The organism is Defluviimonas sp. SAOS-178_SWC (assembly GCF_039830135.1).
GTDB lineage: Bacteria > Pseudomonadota > Alphaproteobacteria > Rhodobacterales > Rhodobacteraceae > Albidovulum.
Genome location: NZ_CP156081.1, coordinates 3675423 through 3694753 on the forward strand (window position 1 = coordinate 3675423; position 19331 = coordinate 3694753).

Annotated in this window: 18 protein-coding genes; 15 read left to right on the forward strand and 3 right to left on the reverse strand. The window is 65.5% G+C overall.

Features of this window, described 5'->3' with window-relative positions:
* Positions 1 to 31 precede the first annotated feature (31 nt).
* The 5 genes from V5734_RS18965 (at position 32) to V5734_RS18985 (ending at position 4858) form a co-directional block, all read left to right on the forward strand.
* Positions 32 to 865 (forward strand): ABC transporter ATP-binding protein, encoded by an 834-nt coding sequence (locus V5734_RS18965; protein ID WP_347311167.1) that lies wholly within the window; start codon positions 32 to 34, stop codon positions 863 to 865.
* A complete protein-coding gene (locus V5734_RS18970) occupies positions 853 to 1623 on the forward strand; it encodes an ABC transporter ATP-binding protein (RefSeq protein ID WP_432759646.1) in 771 nt (256 codons plus the stop codon). Before V5734_RS18965 ends, V5734_RS18970 begins: the two co-directional genes overlap by 13 nt.
* On the forward strand, positions 1620 to 2672 hold the full coding sequence (locus tag V5734_RS18975; protein WP_347311168.1) for a dipeptidase: 1053 nt from the start codon (positions 1620 to 1622) through the stop codon (positions 2670 to 2672). Before V5734_RS18970 ends, V5734_RS18975 begins: the two co-directional genes overlap by 4 nt.
* Entirely contained in the window at positions 2669 to 3874 is a 1206-nt protein-coding gene (locus tag V5734_RS18980; RefSeq protein ID WP_347311169.1) for a winged helix-turn-helix domain-containing protein, read from the forward strand. Before V5734_RS18975 ends, V5734_RS18980 begins: the two co-directional genes overlap by 4 nt.
* Before the next feature lie 90 nt (positions 3875 to 3964).
* Positions 3965 to 4858, forward strand: a complete 894-nt coding sequence (locus tag V5734_RS18985) for a DMT family transporter (protein WP_347311170.1) — start codon at positions 3965 to 3967, stop codon at positions 4856 to 4858.
* Here V5734_RS18985 and V5734_RS18990 read toward each other — a convergent pair whose 3' ends face one another.
* Positions 4859 to 5731 carry a MurR/RpiR family transcriptional regulator gene (locus V5734_RS18990; RefSeq protein ID WP_347311171.1) on the reverse strand — a complete coding sequence of 291 codons (873 nt, stop codon included), beginning with the start codon at positions 5729 to 5731 and terminating at the stop codon, positions 4859 to 4861.
* 143 nt (positions 5732 to 5874) lie between these two features.
* Here V5734_RS18990 and V5734_RS18995 point away from each other — a divergent pair, with 143 nt between their 5' ends.
* From V5734_RS18995 to V5734_RS19035, 9 genes are all read left to right on the forward strand, one after another.
* Positions 5875 to 6663: an N-formylglutamate amidohydrolase gene (locus V5734_RS18995; protein ID WP_347311172.1), complete on the forward strand. Its 789-nt coding sequence runs from the start codon at positions 5875 to 5877 to the stop codon at positions 6661 to 6663.
* Between the two features lies 1 nt (position 6664).
* The gene (locus V5734_RS19000) at positions 6665 to 7171 is read left to right on the forward strand and encodes a TRAP transporter small permease subunit (protein WP_347311173.1); all 507 of its coding nucleotides are present in this window, start codon (positions 6665 to 6667) and stop codon (positions 7169 to 7171) included.
* Positions 7171 to 8490, forward strand: coding sequence for a TRAP transporter large permease (locus V5734_RS19005; protein WP_347311174.1), 1320 nt, complete (start codon positions 7171 to 7173; stop codon positions 8488 to 8490). Before V5734_RS19000 ends, V5734_RS19005 begins: the two co-directional genes overlap by 1 nt.
* A 55-nt stretch (positions 8491 to 8545) precedes the next feature.
* On the forward strand, positions 8546 to 9583 hold the full coding sequence (locus V5734_RS19010) for a TRAP transporter substrate-binding protein (protein WP_347311175.1): 1038 nt from the start codon (positions 8546 to 8548) through the stop codon (positions 9581 to 9583).
* Between the two features lie 155 nt (positions 9584 to 9738).
* Positions 9739 to 11103 carry a glutamine synthetase family protein gene (locus V5734_RS19015; protein ID WP_347311176.1) on the forward strand — a complete coding sequence of 455 codons (1365 nt, stop codon included), beginning with the start codon at positions 9739 to 9741 and terminating at the stop codon, positions 11101 to 11103.
* 38 nt (positions 11104 to 11141) lie between these two features.
* Positions 11142 to 12530 carry an aldehyde dehydrogenase family protein gene (locus V5734_RS19020; RefSeq protein ID WP_347311177.1) on the forward strand — a complete coding sequence of 463 codons (1389 nt, stop codon included), beginning with the start codon at positions 11142 to 11144 and terminating at the stop codon, positions 12528 to 12530.
* Positions 12527 to 13675 (forward strand): iron-containing alcohol dehydrogenase, encoded by a 1149-nt coding sequence (locus tag V5734_RS19025; RefSeq protein ID WP_347311178.1) that lies wholly within the window; start codon positions 12527 to 12529, stop codon positions 13673 to 13675. Before V5734_RS19020 ends, V5734_RS19025 begins: the two co-directional genes overlap by 4 nt.
* 186 nt (positions 13676 to 13861) lie before the next feature.
* A complete protein-coding gene (locus V5734_RS19030; RefSeq protein ID WP_347311179.1) occupies positions 13862 to 15970 on the forward strand; it encodes a YjbH domain-containing protein in 2109 nt (702 codons plus the stop codon).
* The gene (locus V5734_RS19035) at positions 15949 to 16680 is read left to right on the forward strand and encodes a YjbF family lipoprotein (protein WP_347311180.1); all 732 of its coding nucleotides are present in this window, start codon (positions 15949 to 15951) and stop codon (positions 16678 to 16680) included. The genes V5734_RS19030 and V5734_RS19035 overlap by 22 nt, the downstream gene beginning before the upstream one ends.
* A gap of 164 nt (positions 16681 to 16844) precedes the next feature.
* Here V5734_RS19035 and V5734_RS19040 read toward each other — a convergent pair whose 3' ends face one another.
* Complete coding sequence (locus V5734_RS19040) at positions 16845 to 17036, reverse strand: hypothetical protein (protein ID WP_347311181.1); 192 nt, start codon at positions 17034 to 17036, stop codon at positions 16845 to 16847.
* A gap of 140 nt (positions 17037 to 17176) precedes the next feature.
* Positions 17177 to 17800 (reverse strand): CAP domain-containing protein, encoded by a 624-nt coding sequence (locus tag V5734_RS19045; protein WP_347311182.1) that lies wholly within the window; start codon positions 17798 to 17800, stop codon positions 17177 to 17179.
* 173 nt (positions 17801 to 17973) lie between these two features.
* Here V5734_RS19045 and V5734_RS19050 point away from each other — a divergent pair, with 173 nt between their 5' ends.
* Positions 17974 to 19278, forward strand: a complete 1305-nt coding sequence (locus V5734_RS19050; protein WP_347311183.1) for a UDP-glucose dehydrogenase family protein — start codon at positions 17974 to 17976, stop codon at positions 19276 to 19278.
* Positions 19279 to 19331 lie beyond the last annotated feature (53 nt).

Genomic DNA, 19331 nt, shown 5'->3' on the forward strand with positions numbered 1-19331 from the left:
CTGCAAATATCCCCGCCGGAGGCTCCCGCCGATGACGCCCCTCCTCACGGTCGAAGACCTGCGCATCACCTTCCCGACCCGGCAGGGCCCCTCCGAGGTCGTGCGCGGCGTCTCCTTCACCCTCGGCCGCGAACGGCTCGGTATCGTCGGGGAAAGCGGCTCGGGCAAGAGCCAGACCGGCCGCGCGATCCTCGGGCTGACGCCGCCGCCGGGGAAGGCCACCGCAAAGGTTCTCGACTTCGACGGAATCGACCTCCGCAACGCCTCCGCCGCCACCTGGCGCAAGCTTCGCGGCGCCCGGATGTCGATGGTGATGCAGGATCCGAAATTCTCGCTGAACCCGGTGATGACCGTCGGCAAGCAGCTTCTTGAGGCGCTGAAGTTCGGCGCCGGAGAGACCCGGGCCGAGGCGAAGGCCCGCGCGCTCGCGATGCTGGAGGCGGTGCAGATCCGCGACCCCGAACGCGTGTTCCGCGCCTATCCGCACGAACTTTCGGGCGGCATGGGCCAGCGTGCGATGATCGCGATGATGCTCGTCACCGAGCCCGACCTTCTCATCGCGGATGAGCCCACCTCCGCCCTCGACGTGACGGTGCAGGTCGAGGTGTTGCGCATCCTCGACGCGCTCGTCCGCGACCGCGGCATGGGCCTCATCTTCATCAGTCACGACCTGCGCCTCGTCTCCTCCTTCTGCGACCGGGTGCTCGTCATGTATGCCGGCCGGGTGGTCGAGGAATTGAAGGCCTCCGAACTCTCGAAGGCCCAACACCCCTACACACGAGGCCTGATGAACTGCCTGCCGAAGATCGAGGGCGGGGTCCGCCCGCTGCCCACACTTGAAAGGGACGCGGCATGGGCGGAGTGATGCTCGACGCGACGGATCTTCACGTCACCTTCCGCAGCGGCGCCGATACGGTGCAGGCGGTCCGCGGCGTCACGTTCTCGGTCGCAAGGGGGGAAAGCTTCGGCATCGTCGGCGAAAGCGGATCGGGCAAGTCGACGGTCCTGCGCGCCATCTGCGGCCTTGCGCCGACCACGGCCGGCACGATCCGGTTGAACGGCAAACCTCTCAGCGATCCCCGCTCGGCCGAATTCTACCGCGAAGTGCAGATGGTCTTTCAGGACCCCTATGCCTCGCTCCATCCCCGCCACACGATCGACAAGGTCCTGTCCGAGCCGCTGGCCATCCACGGCTTCGACCGTCGGGAGGAGAGGATCGAAAAGGCGCTGTCCGATGTCGGCCTCGGCGCCGATTTCCGCTTCCGTTATCCGCACCAGCTGTCCGGCGGCCAGCGCCAGCGCGTTGCCGTCGCAAGGGCGCTGATCCTCGAACCCGAGGTCATACTGCTCGATGAACCGACCTCCGCCCTCGACGCCTCGATCCAGGCCGAGGTGTTGAACCTCCTCGACCGGATCCGCGCCGAGCGGGGCCTGACCTACATAATGGTCTCCCACGATCTTGCCGTCGTTGCCCATATGTGCGACCGCCTGATCGTCATGCAACACGGGCTTGCGGTCGAGGAACTGACGCGCGACGCCCTCGCCGCCCACCGGGCCGAGACCGACTACACGAAGAAACTGCTCTCGGCTTCCGGGGGCTACACTCCAGCCGAGGCATCATGATCCCTGTTTTCGACGGCCATAACGACTTCCTCCTGCGGCTTCTCCGCGATCCGGGGAATCGCGACACGATCTGGCTGACGGGCGAAGGCAAAGGCCACCTTGACCTGCCCCGGATGAAGGCCGGCGGTTTCGCGGGCGGTTTCTTCGCCGTCTACATCCCCTCGCCCGTGGCACACGATGCGCCTGACTACGAGGCGATCATGGATGCCCCGCCCTACGACCTGCCACTGCCGGACCTCATCGGCGCGGAAGAGGCGCAGCCGGTGGCGGCCGCGATGGTCGGGCACCTGATGTGGATGGAGCGGACCGGCGCGCTGTCGATCTGCCGCTCCGTCGCCGATATCCGCGCGGCAATGGCGGCAGGCAAGATCGCCGCGATCCTGCATTTCGAGGGCGCCGAGCCCATCGGCGAGGATCTCGACGCGCTCCACCTCTGGCACGCGGCGGGCTTGCGTTCGCTCGGGCCCGTCTGGTCGCGGCCCACCGTCTTCGGCCACGGCGTCCCGTTCCGATACCCCGGATCGCCCGACAGCGGGCCGGGACTGACCGAGGCGGGCAAGCGGCTCATCGCCGAATGCAACCGGCTCAGGATCATGATCGACCTCAGCCACCTCAACGAGGCGGGCTTCAACGACGTCGCCGCGATCTCGGACGCGCCCCTCGTCGCCACCCATTCGAACGCCTACGCCGTCACCCCGTCGACGCGTAACCTCACCGACCGGCAACTGGCGATGATCGCCGAGTCGGACGGCATGGTCGGGCTCAACTTCGCCACCGTCTTCCTGCGCGAGGACGGACGGAAATCGACCTTCGACGGATGGGATCCGGTCCTGCGCCACCTCGACCACCTGATCGGCAGGCTCGGCGAGGACCGGGTCGGCCTCGGATCGGATTTCGACGGGTCCACTGTGCCGGCGGATATCGGGGACGTGGCCGGCCTGCCCCGCTTGATCGCGGCGCTAAGGTCGCATGGCTACGACGAGGCGTTGGTGCGCAAGCTCGCCCACGAGAACTGGCTCGCGCTTCTGGAGCGGACCTGGGGCGGATGAGCCTGCCACTCCTCGGCAACGCGGAGGCGCGGCGGCTTTTCCTCGACCGTCACGCGCTGATCGAGCCGCCGTCCGGTCCCGCGAAGGGCGATGACCTCCTGGCGCTGATCCGGCGCCTCGGTTTCGTTCAGGTCGACAGCATCAACACGGTCGAGCGCGCGCATCACATGATCCTCTGGTCGCGGCGGCAAGGCTACCGGCCCGGCAACCTCGCCCGTCTTCTGGAACGCGACCGCACGCTCTTCGAGCACTGGACCCATGACGCCTCGGTCATCCCGACCGAGTTCTTCGACCACTGGAAGCTGCGCTTCGCCCGCGATGCGGAGCGTATCCATACCCGCTGGGCCGATTGGCAAGGGTCCGAGTTTCACGCGAAGGTGGAGGACGTCCTTGCCCATATCCGCACGGGCGGGCCGTGCGGATCGGGCGATGTCGGCACCGACGAAACGCGCGGCAAGGACGGCTGGTGGGAATGGCACCCGTCGAAGACCGCCCTCGAATACCTCTGGCGGTCCGGCGCACTCAGCGTCTGCCACCGCCGGAATTTCGCCAAGGTCTACGACCTCACGGAACGTGTGCATCCCGACGCCCATGCCGCGTCTGCGCCCGCAGAGGCCGAGACCATCGTCTGGGCCTGCAACGCGGCACTCGACCGGCTCGGTTTCGCGACATCGGGCGAGATCGCATCGTTCTGGGATACCGTTACGCCACAGGAAGCGAAGGACTGGTGCGCTGGCGCCCTGAAACGGGGGGAGATTATCGAGATCGCCGTGGAAGGCGCCGACGGCCGTCTGCGCAACTGCTTCGCTCGGCCCGACGTGACAGACGCGGCGGCGGCGGTGGGGGAAGCGCCAAACCGGGTCCGCATCCTCTCGCCCTTCGATCCCGCGCTCCGCGACCGAAACCGCGCCGAGCGGATCTTCGGCTTCTTCTACCGGATCGAGGTCTTCGTCCCGGAGGCCAAGCGCCAGTACGGCTACTATGTCTTCCCGGTGATGGAACGCGACCGGATCATCGGCCGGCTCGACGCGAAAGCGGTTCGCGCCGAGGGGCGGCTTGCGGTCCGTGCCTTCTGGCCGGAACCGGGCGTCGCGATGGGCGCGGGCCGCATCGCGCGGCTGATGGCCGAGCTTGACCGCCTTGCCCGGTTCGCCGGCTGCGACCGGGTGAGCCTTGCAGACGGCTGGTTGAGGACGGCCTGAGGCCGCCGAAAACGACATAAACCCGCGTCGGCATCGGATGAGACCGCCCCATGCCCGGTCGGCCAGTCTGCCCCGAAAGGGAGGGACGGGATGGGCGGCGAGATCGGCTATCGGCGGGGTGTGATCCTCGTTTTTGCGGCGGCGGTGCTCTGGTCTCTCATGGGCCTCGCGATCCGGCTGATGGGCGATGCGGGGACATGGCAGGTGCTATTCTACCGCTCGCTCGGGCTGGTGCCGGTGCTTTTCGTGGTGATCTGGCACCGATCGGGCGGGCTTCCTTTCGCCCGCATCCGCAAGGCAGGCTGGCCAGGGCTCGTTGGCGGGACCGGCCTCGTCTTCGCCTTCTCGGGCGCGATCTTCGCGATCCAGACGACCACCGTCGCCAATGCCGTCTTCCTTTTTGCCGCCGCCCCCCTGATGACGGCGGTGATGGCCTGGCTTCTTCTGAAGGAACCGGTGCGGCCGGCGACATGGGGCGCCATCGCGCTGGCCGGGATCGGCATGTTCGTGATGGTGCGGGAAGGGCTCGCCATCGGCGCCGGAATCGGCAACCTCGCCGCCCTCTTGTCCTCGGTCGGCTTCGCCGCCTTCACGATCACGCTGCGCTGGGGACGGCTTGGCGACATGCTGCCCGCGGTCCTCATCGGAGGAACGCTCTCCATCCTCGTCGCCGCAGGCGTGATCGCGGCGCGCGGCGAAAGCTTCGCGCTTCCGCTCAGGTCGATCGGGATCGCGATGCTGATGGGCGTGGTGTTGCTCGGCCTCGGCATGGCGATCTACACGGCCGGAAGCCGCGTCGTGCCGGCGGCCGAGATCGGGCTTCTGTCGATGGCAGAAGTGATGCTGTCGCCGGTCTGGGTCTGGCTTTTCCTCGGCGAAAGTGCGAGTGCGGGCACCTTTGCCGGCGGCGCGGTCCTGCTGACCGCCATCGGCTTGAATGCCGCCACGGGCATGCGCCACCGGCCGCCGCCCCTGACGGTGTGATCAGCGCGACCGCCTGAAGAACCGCGCGCGGGCGTAGAGGTCCTCAAGCCGCTTCATCCGCGCCTGCGTCTCGTCCCAGGTCAGGGTCTGCACCGCCGCCAGAAGCGTTTCGATCAGAACCTGGATGGCCACCGTCGAATCCCAGGCGGAGGGCGCCTCGATATGCGCCGAAAGCCGATACCGGGCGCGCTCGGCCGCCGGGGAGACCCATTGATCGGTGATCAGGACGACCTCCGCCCCCTGATCGGCGGCAATCTCGACAAGGCTCAGAACGTTGTTCTCGTAGCGGCGGATGTCGAAGGCCAGGAGAATGTCGCCCGGCGCCAGGTCGATCAGCGCCGGCGGCCAGGCATTCGACATGCCGGAGATCAGCGTCACGTCGCGGCGGATGATCTTCATGTGGGTGACGAAATAATCCGCCATCGCATGAGTGATCCGCCCGCCCATGGCGAGGATCTTGCGATTCTTGTCGGCCATCAGCCGGGCGATGGCGTCGAACTCCGCATGGTCGATCTGGCCGAGTGTCGCTTGCAGGTTGCCCACCACCGCATCGGCGAAGCGATTGAGGATATGGGTGTCCGGCACGCCACCCGCCCAGCGGTCATGCTTGGCGATGGGCGAGATCAGGCGCTCCTCGACCTCGGACCGGACCACGGCCTGAAAATCCGGATAGCCCTTGTAGCCAAGCTTCTGCACCAGCCGCACCACCGTCGGCGTCGAGACGTCGGCGCTCTTCGCAAGCGCGGTGATGGAGCCGAGAACGGCCACGGGATAGTTCCGCGTGATATGGCTGGCCAGCTGACGCTCCGCCCGCGTGAGGTCATCGAAGCGGGCCTTGATCTGCTGTTCTATCGTCCGCACGGCACCTGGCACTCAACGGCACTCCCTTACAGCCCGAGACGTTCGGGCCGCACTCCCGAAAGGATTGTAACAGAAATTTTCGTTCAGAAAACATCTTGACAGAAAGCGGGGCGACGGACGAGCCTTGAAGGGGTGAATCAGGGGGCATCGGGGAAATGGTGGCGGCAGGAATTCAGGGCCTTCCGGTCGTGAAGACCGAGAACGGCGATGCGCCGGGGCCGTTCCTGATCGTCTGCGAACATGCGTCCAACAACTTTCCGCCGGCTTTCGGCACGCTCGGCCTCGGGCCCGAGGCGCGGGCCGCGCATATCGCCTGGGACCCGGGCGCACTGGGGGTCGCGCAACGGCTCGCCACCAACCTTCACGCACCACTCGTCGCCGCCGGCATCTCTCGTCTGATCTACGATCTGAACCGGCCGCCGCATTCCGCCGGCGCGATGGCCGCGCGGAGCGAGACCTACGACATTCCCGGCAACGCGGCTCTGACGCCGGCCGAGCGGCGGCGGCGGACCGAAGCCGTCTACCTGCCCTTCCACGCCGCCCTTCACGCCGAGATCGCGCGGCAGCTGGCGGCCGGCACGCCGCCGGTCATCGTCACGGTCCACAGTTTCACCCCGGTCTGGTTCGGCAAGCAGCGCGATGTCGAGTTCGGCATCATCCACGATGCCGACCCGGCTCTCGCCCGCGCGGTGCTGGCCGAGGCGAAAGCGCGCACCGGTCTCGATTGCCGCCTGAACGAGCCCTATTCGGTCGCCGACGAGGTGACGCACACGCTCCGGCTTCAGGCAACGCCCTACGGTCTTGCGAACGTGATGCTTGAGATCCGCAACGACCTGATCGCCGATGCCGAGGCCGAGCGCGCAATGGCCGATGGCCTCGCCCCGGTTCTTCGCGCCGCGCTTGCCGCGATTTCCCCGAAACCCGCGGAAAAGGCTGCGATTTGACATGCCGAACTGGTGCCGCACCTATGTCCGTTCGATCGAGGCGCTGAACTATCGCGTCGGCCGGATGGCGATGTACCTGCTGTTCGTGATCATGGGCATCCTGCTCTGGTCGTCGATCACGAAGATCATTCGCGTCCCGGCGATCTGGACGCTGGAGATGGCACAGTTCACGCTCGTCGCCTATTACCTTCTCGGCGCGCCCTATACGTTCCTTCTGGACACCAACGTACGGATGGACCTGCTCTACGCCCGGCTCCGCCCACGCACCCAGGCGTACTGGGACGTGTTCACGGTCTTCGCCCTGATATTCTACCTTTGCGTGATGCTCTACGGCGCCTTTGGAAGCACCGTCTATTCCTTCGAGACCTGGGAGCGGTCGCCGACCGGCTGGCGGCCGTATCTCTGGCCGATCAAGACCATCATCTGCATCAGCTTCGTCCTGATGATCCTTCAGGCCATCGCGCATCTGATCCGCGACTTCGCGATCATCCGCGGCAAGGAAATCTGATGTCTTACGAGTCGATTGCGGTCCTCATGTTCTCGACCATGCTCCTGATGATGATCACGGGGCAGCGGGTCTTCGGCGCCATCGGCTTCGTCGCGGTCGTCGCGGCGATCTCCCTCTGGGGGCCGGGCGGGTCCGACATGGGCTTTTCGTCGGTGATGAAACTGATGAAGTGGAACTCGCTCCTGACGCTGCCGATGTTCGTCTTCATGGGCTATGTGATGAGCGAAAGCCGTCTGGCCGAGGATCTTTACAAGATGTTCCACGTCTGGTTCGGGCCTTTACCGGGCGGACTGGCGGTCGGGACGATCATGCTGATGGTGATGATCTCGGCGATGAACGGTCTGTCGGTCGCCGGCATGGCGATCGGCGCCACGATCGCGTTGCCGGAACTCGTGAAGCGCAACTACGACAAGCTGATGATCTCGGGCGTGATCCAGGGCGGGTCCAGCCTCGGGATCCTGATTCCGCCCTCGGTCGTGCTGGTGCTCTTCGCCCAGATCGCGCGGCAACCCGTCAGCCAGCTCTGGCTCGCCGGGCTGCTGCCGGGACTTCTGATGGCCTCGCTCTTCGTTGTCTACATCGTGACCCGCTGCTGGCTGAACCCTTCCCTCGCCCCCAAGATGACGGCGGAGGAACGGGCCGAGGTCAGCTGGCCCGAACGCATCCGGCTTCTGCGCGCGGGGCTTTTGCCGCTGGTGATCTTCGGCGCGATGATGATCCCCTTCATCAAAGGCTGGACGAGTCTCACCGAAGCCTCGGTGGTCGGCGCGCTGACGGCCGTCGGCGCGGCGGTGATCAAGGGCCGCTTCACCCGCGAAGTGTTCGAGGTTGCGACACGCAGCACGCTCGCCATCACCACCATGTTCATGCTGATCATCATGGCGGCCCTGTCGTTCGGGGCGGTTTTCGACGGGCTCGGCGCCGGCCGGGCAATCGAGAATTTCTTCATCCGCGACCTCGGGCTGACGGCCTGGGAAGTGCTGATCCTGATGCAGCTCAGCTTCCTGATCATGGGGATGTTCCTCGACGATACCGCGATGCTGGTGATCGTCGCGCCGATTTATGTCGGGCTTGCCAAGGCGCTCGGCTTCGACCTGATCTGGTACGGCATCCTCTACACGATCACCTGCCAGATCGCCTATCTGACACCGCCCTTCGGCTACAACCTCTTCCTCATGCGCGCCATGGCCCCGTCCGATTTCACCCTGCCGATGATCTATCGCTCGGTCTTTCCGTTCGTCGCGGTCATGGTCATCACGCTGATCGTCGTGATGGTCTTCCCCGAGATCGCGCTGTGGCTGCCTGAGGTCCTGCTATGACACCCAAGTCCAGACCCCAACCAAGGGGCACCCATCTGCAACAAGGAGAGACACGATGACCACAAGACGCAAGTTTCTGACCACGGGCGCGCTCGCCGCCGGCGCGGCGACCCTCGCGGCCCCTGCGGTCCGGGCCCAGGCGCCGATCAAGTGGCGGCTTCAGACCTATGCCGGCGCGGCCCTTGGCGCCGAGGTGATCCAGCCAGCGATCGAGGCGTTCAACACCATCGCCGACGGCCAGATGGAGATCGAGCTCTTCTTCTCGGACCAGCTTGTGCCGACGTCCGAACTGTTCCGCGCGATGCAGAACGGCACGATCGACGCAGTCCAGTCGGATGACGACAGCATGGCCTCGCCGACGGAGGTGACCGTCTTCGGCGGCTACTTCCCGCTGGCGCTGCGCTACTCGCTCGACGTGCCCGCGCTCTTCAACCACTACGGTCTCGACGAGATCTGGAAGGAGGAATACGCCAAGGTCGGGATCAAGCACATCTCGGCCGGGTCGTGGGATCCTTGCCACTTCTCCATGAAGGATCCGGTAACCAAGCTGGCCGACCTTCAGGGCAAGCGCGTCTTCACCTTCCCGACCGCCGGCCGTTTCCTCGCGCAGTTCGGCGTCGTGCCGGTCACGCTGCCGTGGGAAGACATCGAGATCGCGCTGCAGACGGGCGAGCTCGACGGCGTCGCATGGTCGGGCATCACCGAGGTCTATACCGCGTCTTGGGCCAAGCTCGCGCCGAATTTCCTGACCAACAACATCTCCGGCGCCTGGATCGGCCACTTCTTCGCCAATATGGAACGCTGGGACGCGGTGCCGCCGCATCTGCAACTGCTGATGCAGACCTGCTTCGAGCAGTCGCACTATTACCGCCAGCACTGGTACTGGGCCGGCGAGGCGCGGCTTCGGGTCGAGGGCGCGGAGACCAAGCTGACCTCCATCTCCGACGAGGAATGGGCGACGGTCGAGGAAGCCGCGCGGAAGTTCTGGGAAGAGATCGCGGCCGAAAGCGAGACCAAGGCCAAGGTCGTCGGCATCATCGAGAAGTACAACGAGACGATGGTGAAGGCCGGGCGGCCCTACCGCAACGTCTGACAACGACCCGCCGGGCGGCGGAGCACCGCCGCCCGGTTTCGCGACCGCGACCGAGACACCCATCTGCGCCCTATCGGGCAATTTGATCAAATGTTAGAACCACGGGTAAGGCGGGGCGCGAATCCACGCCACCGACGCAAACAGGGAGAGGCTGAATGCCCGCAAATCTGACATTCGACGCGCTGAAGAAAGCCGTCGCCGGTGGCGAGATCGACACCGTACTCGCCTGCTTCCCGGACATGCAGGGAAGGCTGATGGGCAAGCGCTTCGTCGCGCGGCACTTCATCGACGGCGCCTGGGAAGAGACGCATTGCTGCAATTACCTCCTCGCCGTCGATGTCGAGATGTACACGGTGCCGGGCTACAAGTCGGCGAGTTGGTCGAAGGGCTACGGCGACTACGTCCTGAAACCCGACCTTTCGACCTTGCGCCATATTCCTTGGCTCGAAGGCACGGCGATGGTGCTTTGCGACCTGCTCGACCACCACACGCACGAAGAGGTCGCCGTTTCCCCGCGTGCGATCCTCAAGCGGCAGGTGGCGCGGGCGAAGGCGATGGGCTTTGACGCGATGATGGCGACGGAACTGGAGTTCTTCCTGTTCCAGGACAGCTACGACGACCTCAACGACCGCAACTACCAGAACCTCCAGCCGCTCGGGCGGCACAATATCGACTACTCGATCTTCGGCACAACCAAGGAAGAAAGCGTGATGCGGGCGATCCGCAACGGGCTTTGGGACGCGGGAATTCCGATCGAGAATTCCAAGGGCGAGGCGGAGGTCGGGCAGGAAGAGATCAACGCGAAATATTCCGATGCGCTCGATACCTGCGACATGCATGCGATCATCAAGAACGGCGTGAAGGAGATCGCGTTCCAGCACGGCCGCGCCGCGACCTTCATGGCGAAGTACAGCCACGAACGCGCCGGCTCGTCGAGCCATGTCCACCAGTCGCTCTGGAAGAACGGCAAGCCCGCCTTCCGGGACGAGAAGGACCCGCACGGCATGTCCGACCTGATGAAGCACTACATCGCCGGACAGCTCGCCTACGCGCGGGAGATCACGCCGCTTCTCGCGCCCTATATCAACAGCTACAAACGCTTTGTCGTGGGGATGTTCGCGCCGACGAAGGCGGTCTGGTCGCTCGACAACCGCACGGCGGGCTTCCGCGTCTGCGGCGAAGGCACCAAGGCGATCCGCGTCGAATGCCGGATCGGCGGCGCCGACCTCAACCCCTACATGGCTTGCGCCGGTCTATTGGCGGCGGGGCTGGCCGGGATCGAGCAGAAGCTGGAACTGGAACCCGCGATCGCCGGTGATATCTATCACGCCAAGAGGGTGCGCGAGATCCCGCACACGCTGGGCGAGGCGGCCGACCTGATGAGCAAGTCGAAGATGCTGCGCGCGGCCTTCGGTGACGATGTCGTGGACCATTACACCCGCGCCGCCCGCTGGGAGATCGAGGAACAGAACCGCGTCGTGACCGACTGGGAAGTGAAGCGGGGATTTGAGCGGCTCTAACGCCGTATGAGGCGCGGTGTGCGCCAAGTGAGGACGACATGACCAAGATGATCCAATGTATCTCGCCCGTCGACGGGCGGGTCTATGCCGAGCGTCCGGCCCTGACGCTGGCCGAGGCGGAGGCCTGTGTCGCGCGCGCCAGGGCCGCCCAGCACGGCTGGGCCGAGCGGCCGCTGGAGGAGCGCATCGCGCTTGTGAAGGCGGGGGTCGCGAAGCTCAACGAGATGAAGGCGCGCGTGGTCGAGGAGCTGGCCTGGCAGATGGGCCGCCCGACCCGCTATGGCGGCGAATTCGGCGGCGTCGACGACCGCACCAACTACATGGCCGAGATTGCGGCCGACACTCTTGCGCCGATGGTCGTGGAGAACTCCAACCTCTTCGAGCGCCGGATAGAGCGCGAGCCGCACGGGATCGTCTTCATCGTGGCGCCCTGGAACTATCCCTACCTTACCACGATCAATACGCTGGCCCCGGCCCTCATCGCCGGGAATGCGGTCATTCTGAAGCACGCGACCCAGACGCTGCTTGTGGGTGAACGGCTGGCCGAGGCCTTCCACGCCGCCGGTGTGCCCGAGGACGTGTTCCAGAACGTCGTTCTCGACCACCAGGTGACCGAGGACCTGATCGGCCAGCGCGCCTTCGGCTTCGTGAACTTCACCGGCTCCGTCGGGGGCGGCGTGGCGATGGAGAAAGCGGCGGCGGGGACGTTCACGGCGCTCGGGCTCGAGCTTGGCGGCAAGGATCCGGGCTATGTCATGGACGACGCCGATCTCGACGCCGCCGTCGACAGCCTGATGGATGGCGCGATGTACAATGCCGGCCAGTGCTGCTGCGGGATCGAGCGGATCTATGTGCATGAAAGCCTCTACGACGCATTCGTCGAAAAGGCCGTGGCCTGGGTCAAGGCGCTGAAACTCGGCAGCCCCTTCGAAGCCTCGACGACGCTCGGCCCGATGGCCAACAGGCGCTTTGCCGACACCGTCCGCGGCCAGATCGCCGATGCGATCACCGATGGCGCGACGGCGCTCATCGACCCCGCGCTTTTCCCCGAGGATGACGGCGGCGCCTACCTCGCACCGCAGATCCTCGTGAACGTCAACCACGAGATGCGAGTGATGCGCGAGGAAAGCTTCGGCCCCGTGGTCGGCATCATGCCGGTGAAGGACGACGATCACGCCATCGCGATGATGAACGATTGCGACTACGGCCTGACCGCCTCGCTCTGGACCGCCGACAGCGCACGGGCCGCGCGGATCGGCCGGCAGCTGGAGACCGGGACGGTGTTCCAGAACCGCTGCGACTACCTCGACCCCGCGCTCTGCTGGACCGGCTGCAAGGATACCGGGCGCGGCGCCGCACTCTCTCCCCTGGGCTTCCAATCGGTCACGCGGCCGAAATCCTACCATCTCAAGAAGGTGACGAAATGACTGTGCCGACCGCCAACTGGTCCTACCCCACCGCGATCAAATTCGGTCCGGGCCGCATCAAGGAACTGGCCGACCACTGCAAGGCGGTCGGCATGAAGCGCCCGCTTCTCGTGACCGACAAGGCGCTGGCCTCGCTGCCGATCACGACGCAGGCGCTCGAGATTCTCGACGCCGCTGGCCTCGGCCATGCCGTCTTTTCCGAAGTCGATCCGAACCCCAATGAAATCAACATGGCAGCGGGCCTGAAATTCTATCGCGAGGGCGGGCATGACGGGGTCGTGTGCTTCGGCGGCGGCTCCGCGCTCGACCTCGGCAAGATGATCGCGCTCATGGTCCATCAGACCGTCAGCGTCTGGGAGCTCGAGGATATCGGCGACTGGTGGACCCGCGCCGATGCGTCGAAGATCGCGCCGATCATCGCGGTGCCGACGACAGCCGGAACCGGATCGGAAGTCGGGCGCGCGGGTGTCCTGACCAACTCCCAGACCCACAAGAAGAAGATCATCTTCCATCCGAAGCTTCTGCCCGCCGTCACGATCTGCGACCCGGAACTGACCGTGGGAATGCCGAAGTTCATCACCGCCGGCACCGGTATGGACGCCCTCGCCCACTGCCTTGAGGCCTATTCCAGCCCCTTCTACCACCCCATGAGCCAGGGCATCGCGCTCGAAGGTATGCGGCTGGTATTCGAGAACCTGCCCAAGGTCTACGCCAACCCGACCGACCTCGAGGCGCGCGCGCACATGATGAGCGCGGCCGCGATGGGCGCGGTGGCATTCCAGAAAGGGCTCGGCGCGATCCACTCGCTCAGCCACCCGGTCGGCGCCGTCTACGGCACGCATCACGGCACGACCAACGCCGTCGTGATGCCGATGGTGCTCGACTTCAACCGAAAGGCCATCGAGGACCGGATCGGGAAGGCGGCCGCCTATCTCGGGATCAAGGGCGGCTTCGACGGGTTCCGCGCGAAGGTGATGGACCTGCGCGCAGAGCTTTCCATCCCGGCCAACCTGACCGCGATGGGGGTCGAGGTGGCGCGGCTCGACGAACTGACCGAGATGGCGCTCGAGGATCCGTCCTGTGGCGGCAACCCCGTCGAGATGACGCGCGAGAACACCCGCGCACTCTACGGCGCCTGCATGTAGGCGGGGTCGCTCAGTCGCCGCGGGGTGGGCACGCCCCCCCCTCGCGGTGCCGGCCGTCCACAATCGTTGCATTTTTGCCGGCTCGCCGGCAAAGGCCCGCCTGAAGCGGCGTGTTGCGGTCTGTTGCCTCTCGCAGTAACAGCCTAACCGTGTATAGTGCCACCCAATAAGAAATCGGAGAGCAGGGTGCGGGGACAGAAGATCGCGGGCTTCGGCATGGCGACGGTCGCGGCGTTCGGCGCGATCATGGCGTATGCCGATCCGCTCTTGAGCGACAATCCGGGGACGTTCGGCCTCCCTGGTCTCATCGACATGCCGTCTGCCGAAAGCATCCCGGAAGGGACGATCGGCGCAACGGTCTTCCGCTTCGGCGGCGGGCTTCGGATCACGGCGACGTTCCAGGTCACCGACCGGCTTCAGGGGGCGTTCCGCTATTCGCGCGTTCCCGGCATCTTCACCAACGGCACAGCGCTTTACGACCGGTCCTTCGACGTCCAGTATCGGCTGCTCGACGAAAAAGGCATGCGCCCGGCGGTGGCCATCGGCCTGCGCGACTTCATCGGCACCGGGGTCTATTCCGGCGAATACATCGTCGCGACGAAGACCATCACGCCGCGCCTGCGCGCCACGGCCGGCCTTGGCTGGGGCCGGCTTGGCACCAACGGCGACATCGGCAGCCCCTTCGGAAGCCGGCCGACCCTCGATATCGGCCAGGGCGGCAAGGCCAACACGGACCAGTGGTTCCGCGGCCCCGCCGCACCGTTCTTCGGGTTCGCCTGGGACGCCAACGACAAGCTGACCCTCAAGGCGGAATATTCGTCGGACGCCTATCCGCGCGAAACCGCCGCCGGCACCCTTTCCCGCGACTCCTCGGTCAATTTCGGCTTCGACTACCGGATCAACAAGTCTGCCAGCCTCAGCGGCTACTACCTCTACGGCTCCGAGGTCGGCCTGCAATTCAACCTCTCCCTCGACCCGCGCAATCCGCCGGCGCCGAGCGGGCTTGAAACCGCGCCGCTGCCGGTGCGTCCGCGGCCGTCGCCGTCCAGCGACCCGGCGGCCTGGGCCACCGACTGGACCGCCGATCCGGAGGTGCATCCCGGTGTTCAGACCGCCGTCGCCAAGGCGATGGAGAAGGACGGGATGGTGCTGGAAAGCATGGCGCTTTCGGCAACCCGGGCCGAGGTTCGGCTGCGCAATCAGAAATACCTCGCCCAGCCGCAGGCCATCGGCCGCACGGCCCGCATCCTGACCCGCGCGCTGCCGCCCTCGGTCGAAACGCTGGTCATCACCTCGGTCGCCGAGGGCATGCCCACCTCGTCCGTCACGCTCGCCCGCCGCGACGTGGAGCAACTGGAAAGCGAGGAATCCGTGGCGCTGCTGCGCAAGGCGGAGTTCAGCGATGCCGTTGCCGGTGCCCATCCCGGCCTCGTCCAGACCGAGGGTGCCTATCCTCGCTTTGTCTGGTCGTTGTCGCCCTACGGCGAGGCCAGCGTCTTTGATCCCGACGATCCGTTGCGCGCCGATTTCGGCGTGGAGCTTGCCGGGCGGTATGAATTCGCGCCGGGCCTGATCCTTTCGGGCAGCGTCCGCAAGAAGATCATCGGCAATCTTGACGAGTCGACGCGGGTGTCGGATTCCACCGTCTACCACGTCCGTTCCGACCTCGTGGAATACCAGAAGCAGGGCGATCCCGGCATACATGACCTGACGCTCGCCTGGTATTCGCGCCCGGCCCCGAACCTTTACGGGCGCGTCACCGTCGGCCTTCTCGAACGCATGTATGGCGGCGTGTCGGGAGAGCTGCTGTGGAAACCCGTTGACAGCCGGCTCGCGCTCGGCGCCGAGGTGAACTACGTCAAGCAGCGCGACTTCGACACGCTCTTCAGCTTCCGCGACTACGAGATCGCGACTGGCCATGTCTCGGCCTATTACGATTTCGGCAAGGGCTTCATGGGCCAGGTCGATGTCGGGCGCTACCTCCTCGGCGACTGGGGCGCGACCTTCACGCTTGACCGCGAGTTCGCCAATGGCTGGAAGGTGGGCGCCTACGCGACCTTCACCGATCTTTCGGAGGCCGATTTCGGCGAAGGCTCGTTCGACAAGGGTGTGCGGCTGACGATTCCGGTGTCCTGGACGACCGGCACCCCCTCCATCAACAAGGTCTCGACAGTGATCAAGCCCCTCAACCGCGACGGCGGCGCCCGGCTCGACGTCGATGGTCGTCTCTACGACACGATCCGCAACACCCATCAGGGCGACATGCAGATCCAGTGGGGGAGATTCTGGCGGTGATGGTCCGGCAACGGCTGGCCGGGCTCGGGCGCGTGGCGCTCCTGTCCGGCATTGTCCTTGGCACTGCGCTCGCGGGCTGCGGTTCAGACACCTCAAAGACCGAGGGCACGTCGATCGCGATCGGCGTCGTCAAGGGCCTGAAGCAGAAGCTTCTGCCGGGCAAGACCGCCCCGGTGGCAACCCCTGATCCGGAAAAACTGGCGGCGGCGGCGAAGTCCTCCTTCTCCGGGCCGATCATTCTGGCGCAGATCGAGAAATCCGGGCTGCTGACGGTGCTTGGCGAATACGGACGCAACGGCGCCACGCGCACCTATTCGACGCCCAACCAGCAGACTTTGGTCCTGCGCGACGGGCTCCTGATCGCGACCCGCGGGCTTGGCGATGATCTCATGTCGTCGGAAAGCGCGGCTGCCGCCGCCCTCGTCACCCGCCGCCAGTCCGGCAACGTGGCGCGTGTCTACCGCTATCTCGACGGTGAGGGGATCGAACGGCCGCTGCCGATGAAGTGCGCCATCACCCTGGGACCGTCGAAGTCCCTCGATTTTTCCGGCAGTCACTACGACACGGTGCAGGTCGACGAGACGTGCAAGTCCGGCGGGGTCAGCATGACCAACACCTACTGGGTCACTGCGGGCGGCACGGTCGCATTGTCGCGCCAATGGATCGGCCCGGCCCTTGGCCATGTGACCATCCAGCTCGTCCGCCCCTGACCTACGGAATATTCTTGCTTCGGACCTGACGGTTTATGGCCGCCCGTGGACGCCTGATCGGTGCACGCCGACGTGTTCACCACCGTCCTTCATGACAAGCGAAAAAGCACAAAGGCCGGACGCGATTGCATCCGGCCTTTGCAGAATTCGAGAAGATCGACGGATCAGGAGTCCGACGAAGCCGCAGCGATCACGCCGAGGAGGAGGAGCGCCGGAACGATCAGGCCAGCGTTCGAGGAGCTGGACTCTTCGACGACGATCGGCTCGGCTTCAACCATCGGGGCCGAGTAGCCGCCGGCGAAAGCAGCGCTGGCCGAGAGGGTCACGACGGCAGCGACAGTAGCAAGTTTCTTCATGTTAGTTCTCCGCTCTAAAACCGGTACAAGCCACCAATCGCGGCAGCTTCCTCGTTCAAAAAAGCATAATCTTGGCCGGATGCAAAGAGGAATTCTGCGATGCCGCAGCAGAAACAATCAGGTGTTGCAGATTAGCAGTGTCAGCCCGCAAAAGTCTGGGAAACGTAATAATTTCCGCAATATGGGGCCTTTGCGTCGAAGCCGATTCCCGATCCCAGGCGCGACACTTTCCGGTCGAGGATATTGCGCCGATGGGCCGATGATTCCATCCAGAGAGTCACGATGGTCCGGGCCAGGGACGCATAGCTGTGCGGCGGGATCGACTGGCCGTTTCCGCCGAGAAACCCGCATGCGGACGCGTTTGCAATCCGGAAGGAACGCCCGTCGATCTGAAATCGCGCCACCTGGCCGATATTCTCGGACCCCGCCCGGAACCGCAGGCCCGACGCCTTGAGGCGGGCGACCGGCGTCGCCTGACCCGGCGTCTTCGACCGGTGCGTAAGATGTCGCGAACGCGCCATCCACTTCGCATGCTGGCCTGCGACTTTCCGCAGCCCGCCCGCCTCGCCCAGCGGCGCAAGACCGGCACGACAGCGATGATAGTTGACCTCGGCGCGGATGGCCTTGTCGATCAGGCCCTGGTCGATCCGCCCCTCCGCCCGGATGGGGGCCTGCGCCCCCGGAACGGTCGCGCGCGAACAGGCTTCGGCCGCACCCGCCACCGGCATCAGCAGCAGTCCGACAAACAGGATCTTCCGAAGCATGGCGACAGCCTTCCGTCCATGGCGGTTTGAGAGACAAGTTCCCCTGAAGGGGAACACTGTGCACGAAACTTTGGCAATAAATTGGCAACGTACCGTCGAAGTCCTGCTGAGGCGTTGACAGGCAAACGGCGATCGTTCCAAGTCGGCGCAACATATTGTTCGAGGACGAATTGATGAAAATCGCAATGATCGGAACCGGATATGTCGGCCTCGTCTCCGGGGTCTGTTTCTCCGATTTCGGCCACGAGGTCGTCTGCGTCGACAAGGATCCGCGCAAGGTCGCGATGTTGACCGGGGGCGAGGTTCCGATCTACGAACCCGGGCTCGACGTGCTGATGGCCAGGAACGTCGCCGCCGGACGCTTGTCGTTCACCGGCGACCTCACCTCCGCCGTCGATGGCGCCGAGGCCGTTTTCATCGCCGTCGGCACGCCGACCCGGCGCGGCGACGGGCATGCGGACCTGACCTATGTGATGGCCGCCGCCGAGGAGATTGGCCGCGCGCTGACCGGCTATGCCGTCGTGGTGACGAAATCGACGGTCCCGGTCGGCACCAATGCCGCCGTGCGTGCGGCGATCGAGAAGGCGGCACCGGACGCCAAGTTCGACGTTGCCTCCAACCCCGAATTCCTCCGCGAAGGGGCGGCGATCGACGATTTCATGCGGCCCGACCGGGTCGTCGTCGGCGTGACCTCGGAGCGCGCCCAGAAGGTGATGGGCGAGATCTACCGCCCGCTCTTCCTGCGCGACTTCCCGATCCTCTACACCGATCTCGAAACCGCCGAGATGATCAAGTACGCGGCCAACGCCTTCCTCGCCACCAAGATCACCTTCATCAACGAGATCGCGCGGCTTTGCGAAAAGGTTGGTGCCGACGTGAAGCAGGTGTCGCGGGGCATGGGCCTCGACAACCGGATCGGCAACAAGTTTCTGCATGCCGGGCCCGGCTATGGCGGGTCGTGCTTCCCCAAGGACACCTCGGCGCTGGCGCGGATCGGGCAGGAACACGCCGCGCCGATCCAGATCGTCGAGACGGTGATCAAGGTCAACGAAGAGGTAAAGCGCCGCATGGTCGAGAAGGTGACCGATCTTTGCGGCGGCTCGGTGAACGGCAAGACCGTCGCCGTCCTCGGCGTGACCTTCAAGCCCAACACCGACGACATGCGCGACGCGCCGTCGCTGACCATCGTGCCGGCACTGGTCGGGGGCGGGGCCAGGGTGCGCGTCGTCGATCCGCAGGGCCGGCGCGAGGGTGAAAAGCTACTGCCCGGCGTGACCTGGGTGGACGACGCCTACACGGCGGCCGACGGGGCGGACATCGTCGTGATCCTGACGGAATGGAACGAGTTCCGCGCGCTCGACCTCACGCGTCTCGCCCGGAGCATGGCGCAGGCGCGCATGGCCGATCTGCGCAATATCTACTCGCCGAAGGATGCCGAGGCGGCGGGATTTTTGGCCTATTCCGGCGTCGGGCGCTGATCCTGCCGCGGACCGGGGCGCTGCCCCGGACCCCGGGATATTTCCGGCAAGAT

Bases quoted from the DNA above. Each gene is read 5' to 3' on its own strand.
- V5734_RS19005 (WP_347311174.1), top strand. From the start codon at position 7,171: ATGTCTTACGAGTCGATTGCGGTCCTCATGTTCTCGACCATGCTCCTG.
- V5734_RS18970 (WP_432759646.1), top strand. From the start codon at position 853: ATGGGCGGAGTGATGCTCGACGCGACGGATCTTCACGTCACCTTCCGC.
- V5734_RS18980 (WP_347311169.1), top strand. From the start codon at position 2,669: ATGAGCCTGCCACTCCTCGGCAACGCGGAGGCGCGGCGGCTTTTCCTC.
- V5734_RS19020 (WP_347311177.1), top strand. From the start codon at position 11,142: ATGACCAAGATGATCCAATGTATCTCGCCCGTCGACGGGCGGGTCTAT.
- V5734_RS19025 (WP_347311178.1), top strand. From the start codon at position 12,527: ATGACTGTGCCGACCGCCAACTGGTCCTACCCCACCGCGATCAAATTC.
- V5734_RS19000 (WP_347311173.1), top strand. From the start codon at position 6,665: ATGCCGAACTGGTGCCGCACCTATGTCCGTTCGATCGAGGCGCTGAAC.
- V5734_RS19015 (WP_347311176.1), top strand. From the start codon at position 9,739: ATGCCCGCAAATCTGACATTCGACGCGCTGAAGAAAGCCGTCGCCGGT.
- V5734_RS18985 (WP_347311170.1), top strand. From the start codon at position 3,965: ATGGGCGGCGAGATCGGCTATCGGCGGGGTGTGATCCTCGTTTTTGCG.
- V5734_RS19010 (WP_347311175.1), top strand. From the start codon at position 8,546: ATGACCACAAGACGCAAGTTTCTGACCACGGGCGCGCTCGCCGCCGGC.
- V5734_RS19045 (WP_347311182.1), bottom strand. From the start codon at position 17,800: ATGCTTCGGAAGATCCTGTTTGTCGGACTGCTGCTGATGCCGGTGGCG.
- V5734_RS18965 (WP_347311167.1), top strand. From the start codon at position 32: ATGACGCCCCTCCTCACGGTCGAAGACCTGCGCATCACCTTCCCGACC.
- V5734_RS18975 (WP_347311168.1), top strand. From the start codon at position 1,620: ATGATCCCTGTTTTCGACGGCCATAACGACTTCCTCCTGCGGCTTCTC.
- V5734_RS19040 (WP_347311181.1), bottom strand. From the start codon at position 17,036: ATGAAGAAACTTGCTACTGTCGCTGCCGTCGTGACCCTCTCGGCCAGC.
- V5734_RS19050 (WP_347311183.1), top strand. From the start codon at position 17,974: ATGAAAATCGCAATGATCGGAACCGGATATGTCGGCCTCGTCTCCGGG.
- V5734_RS18995 (WP_347311172.1), top strand. From the start codon at position 5,875: ATGGTGGCGGCAGGAATTCAGGGCCTTCCGGTCGTGAAGACCGAGAAC.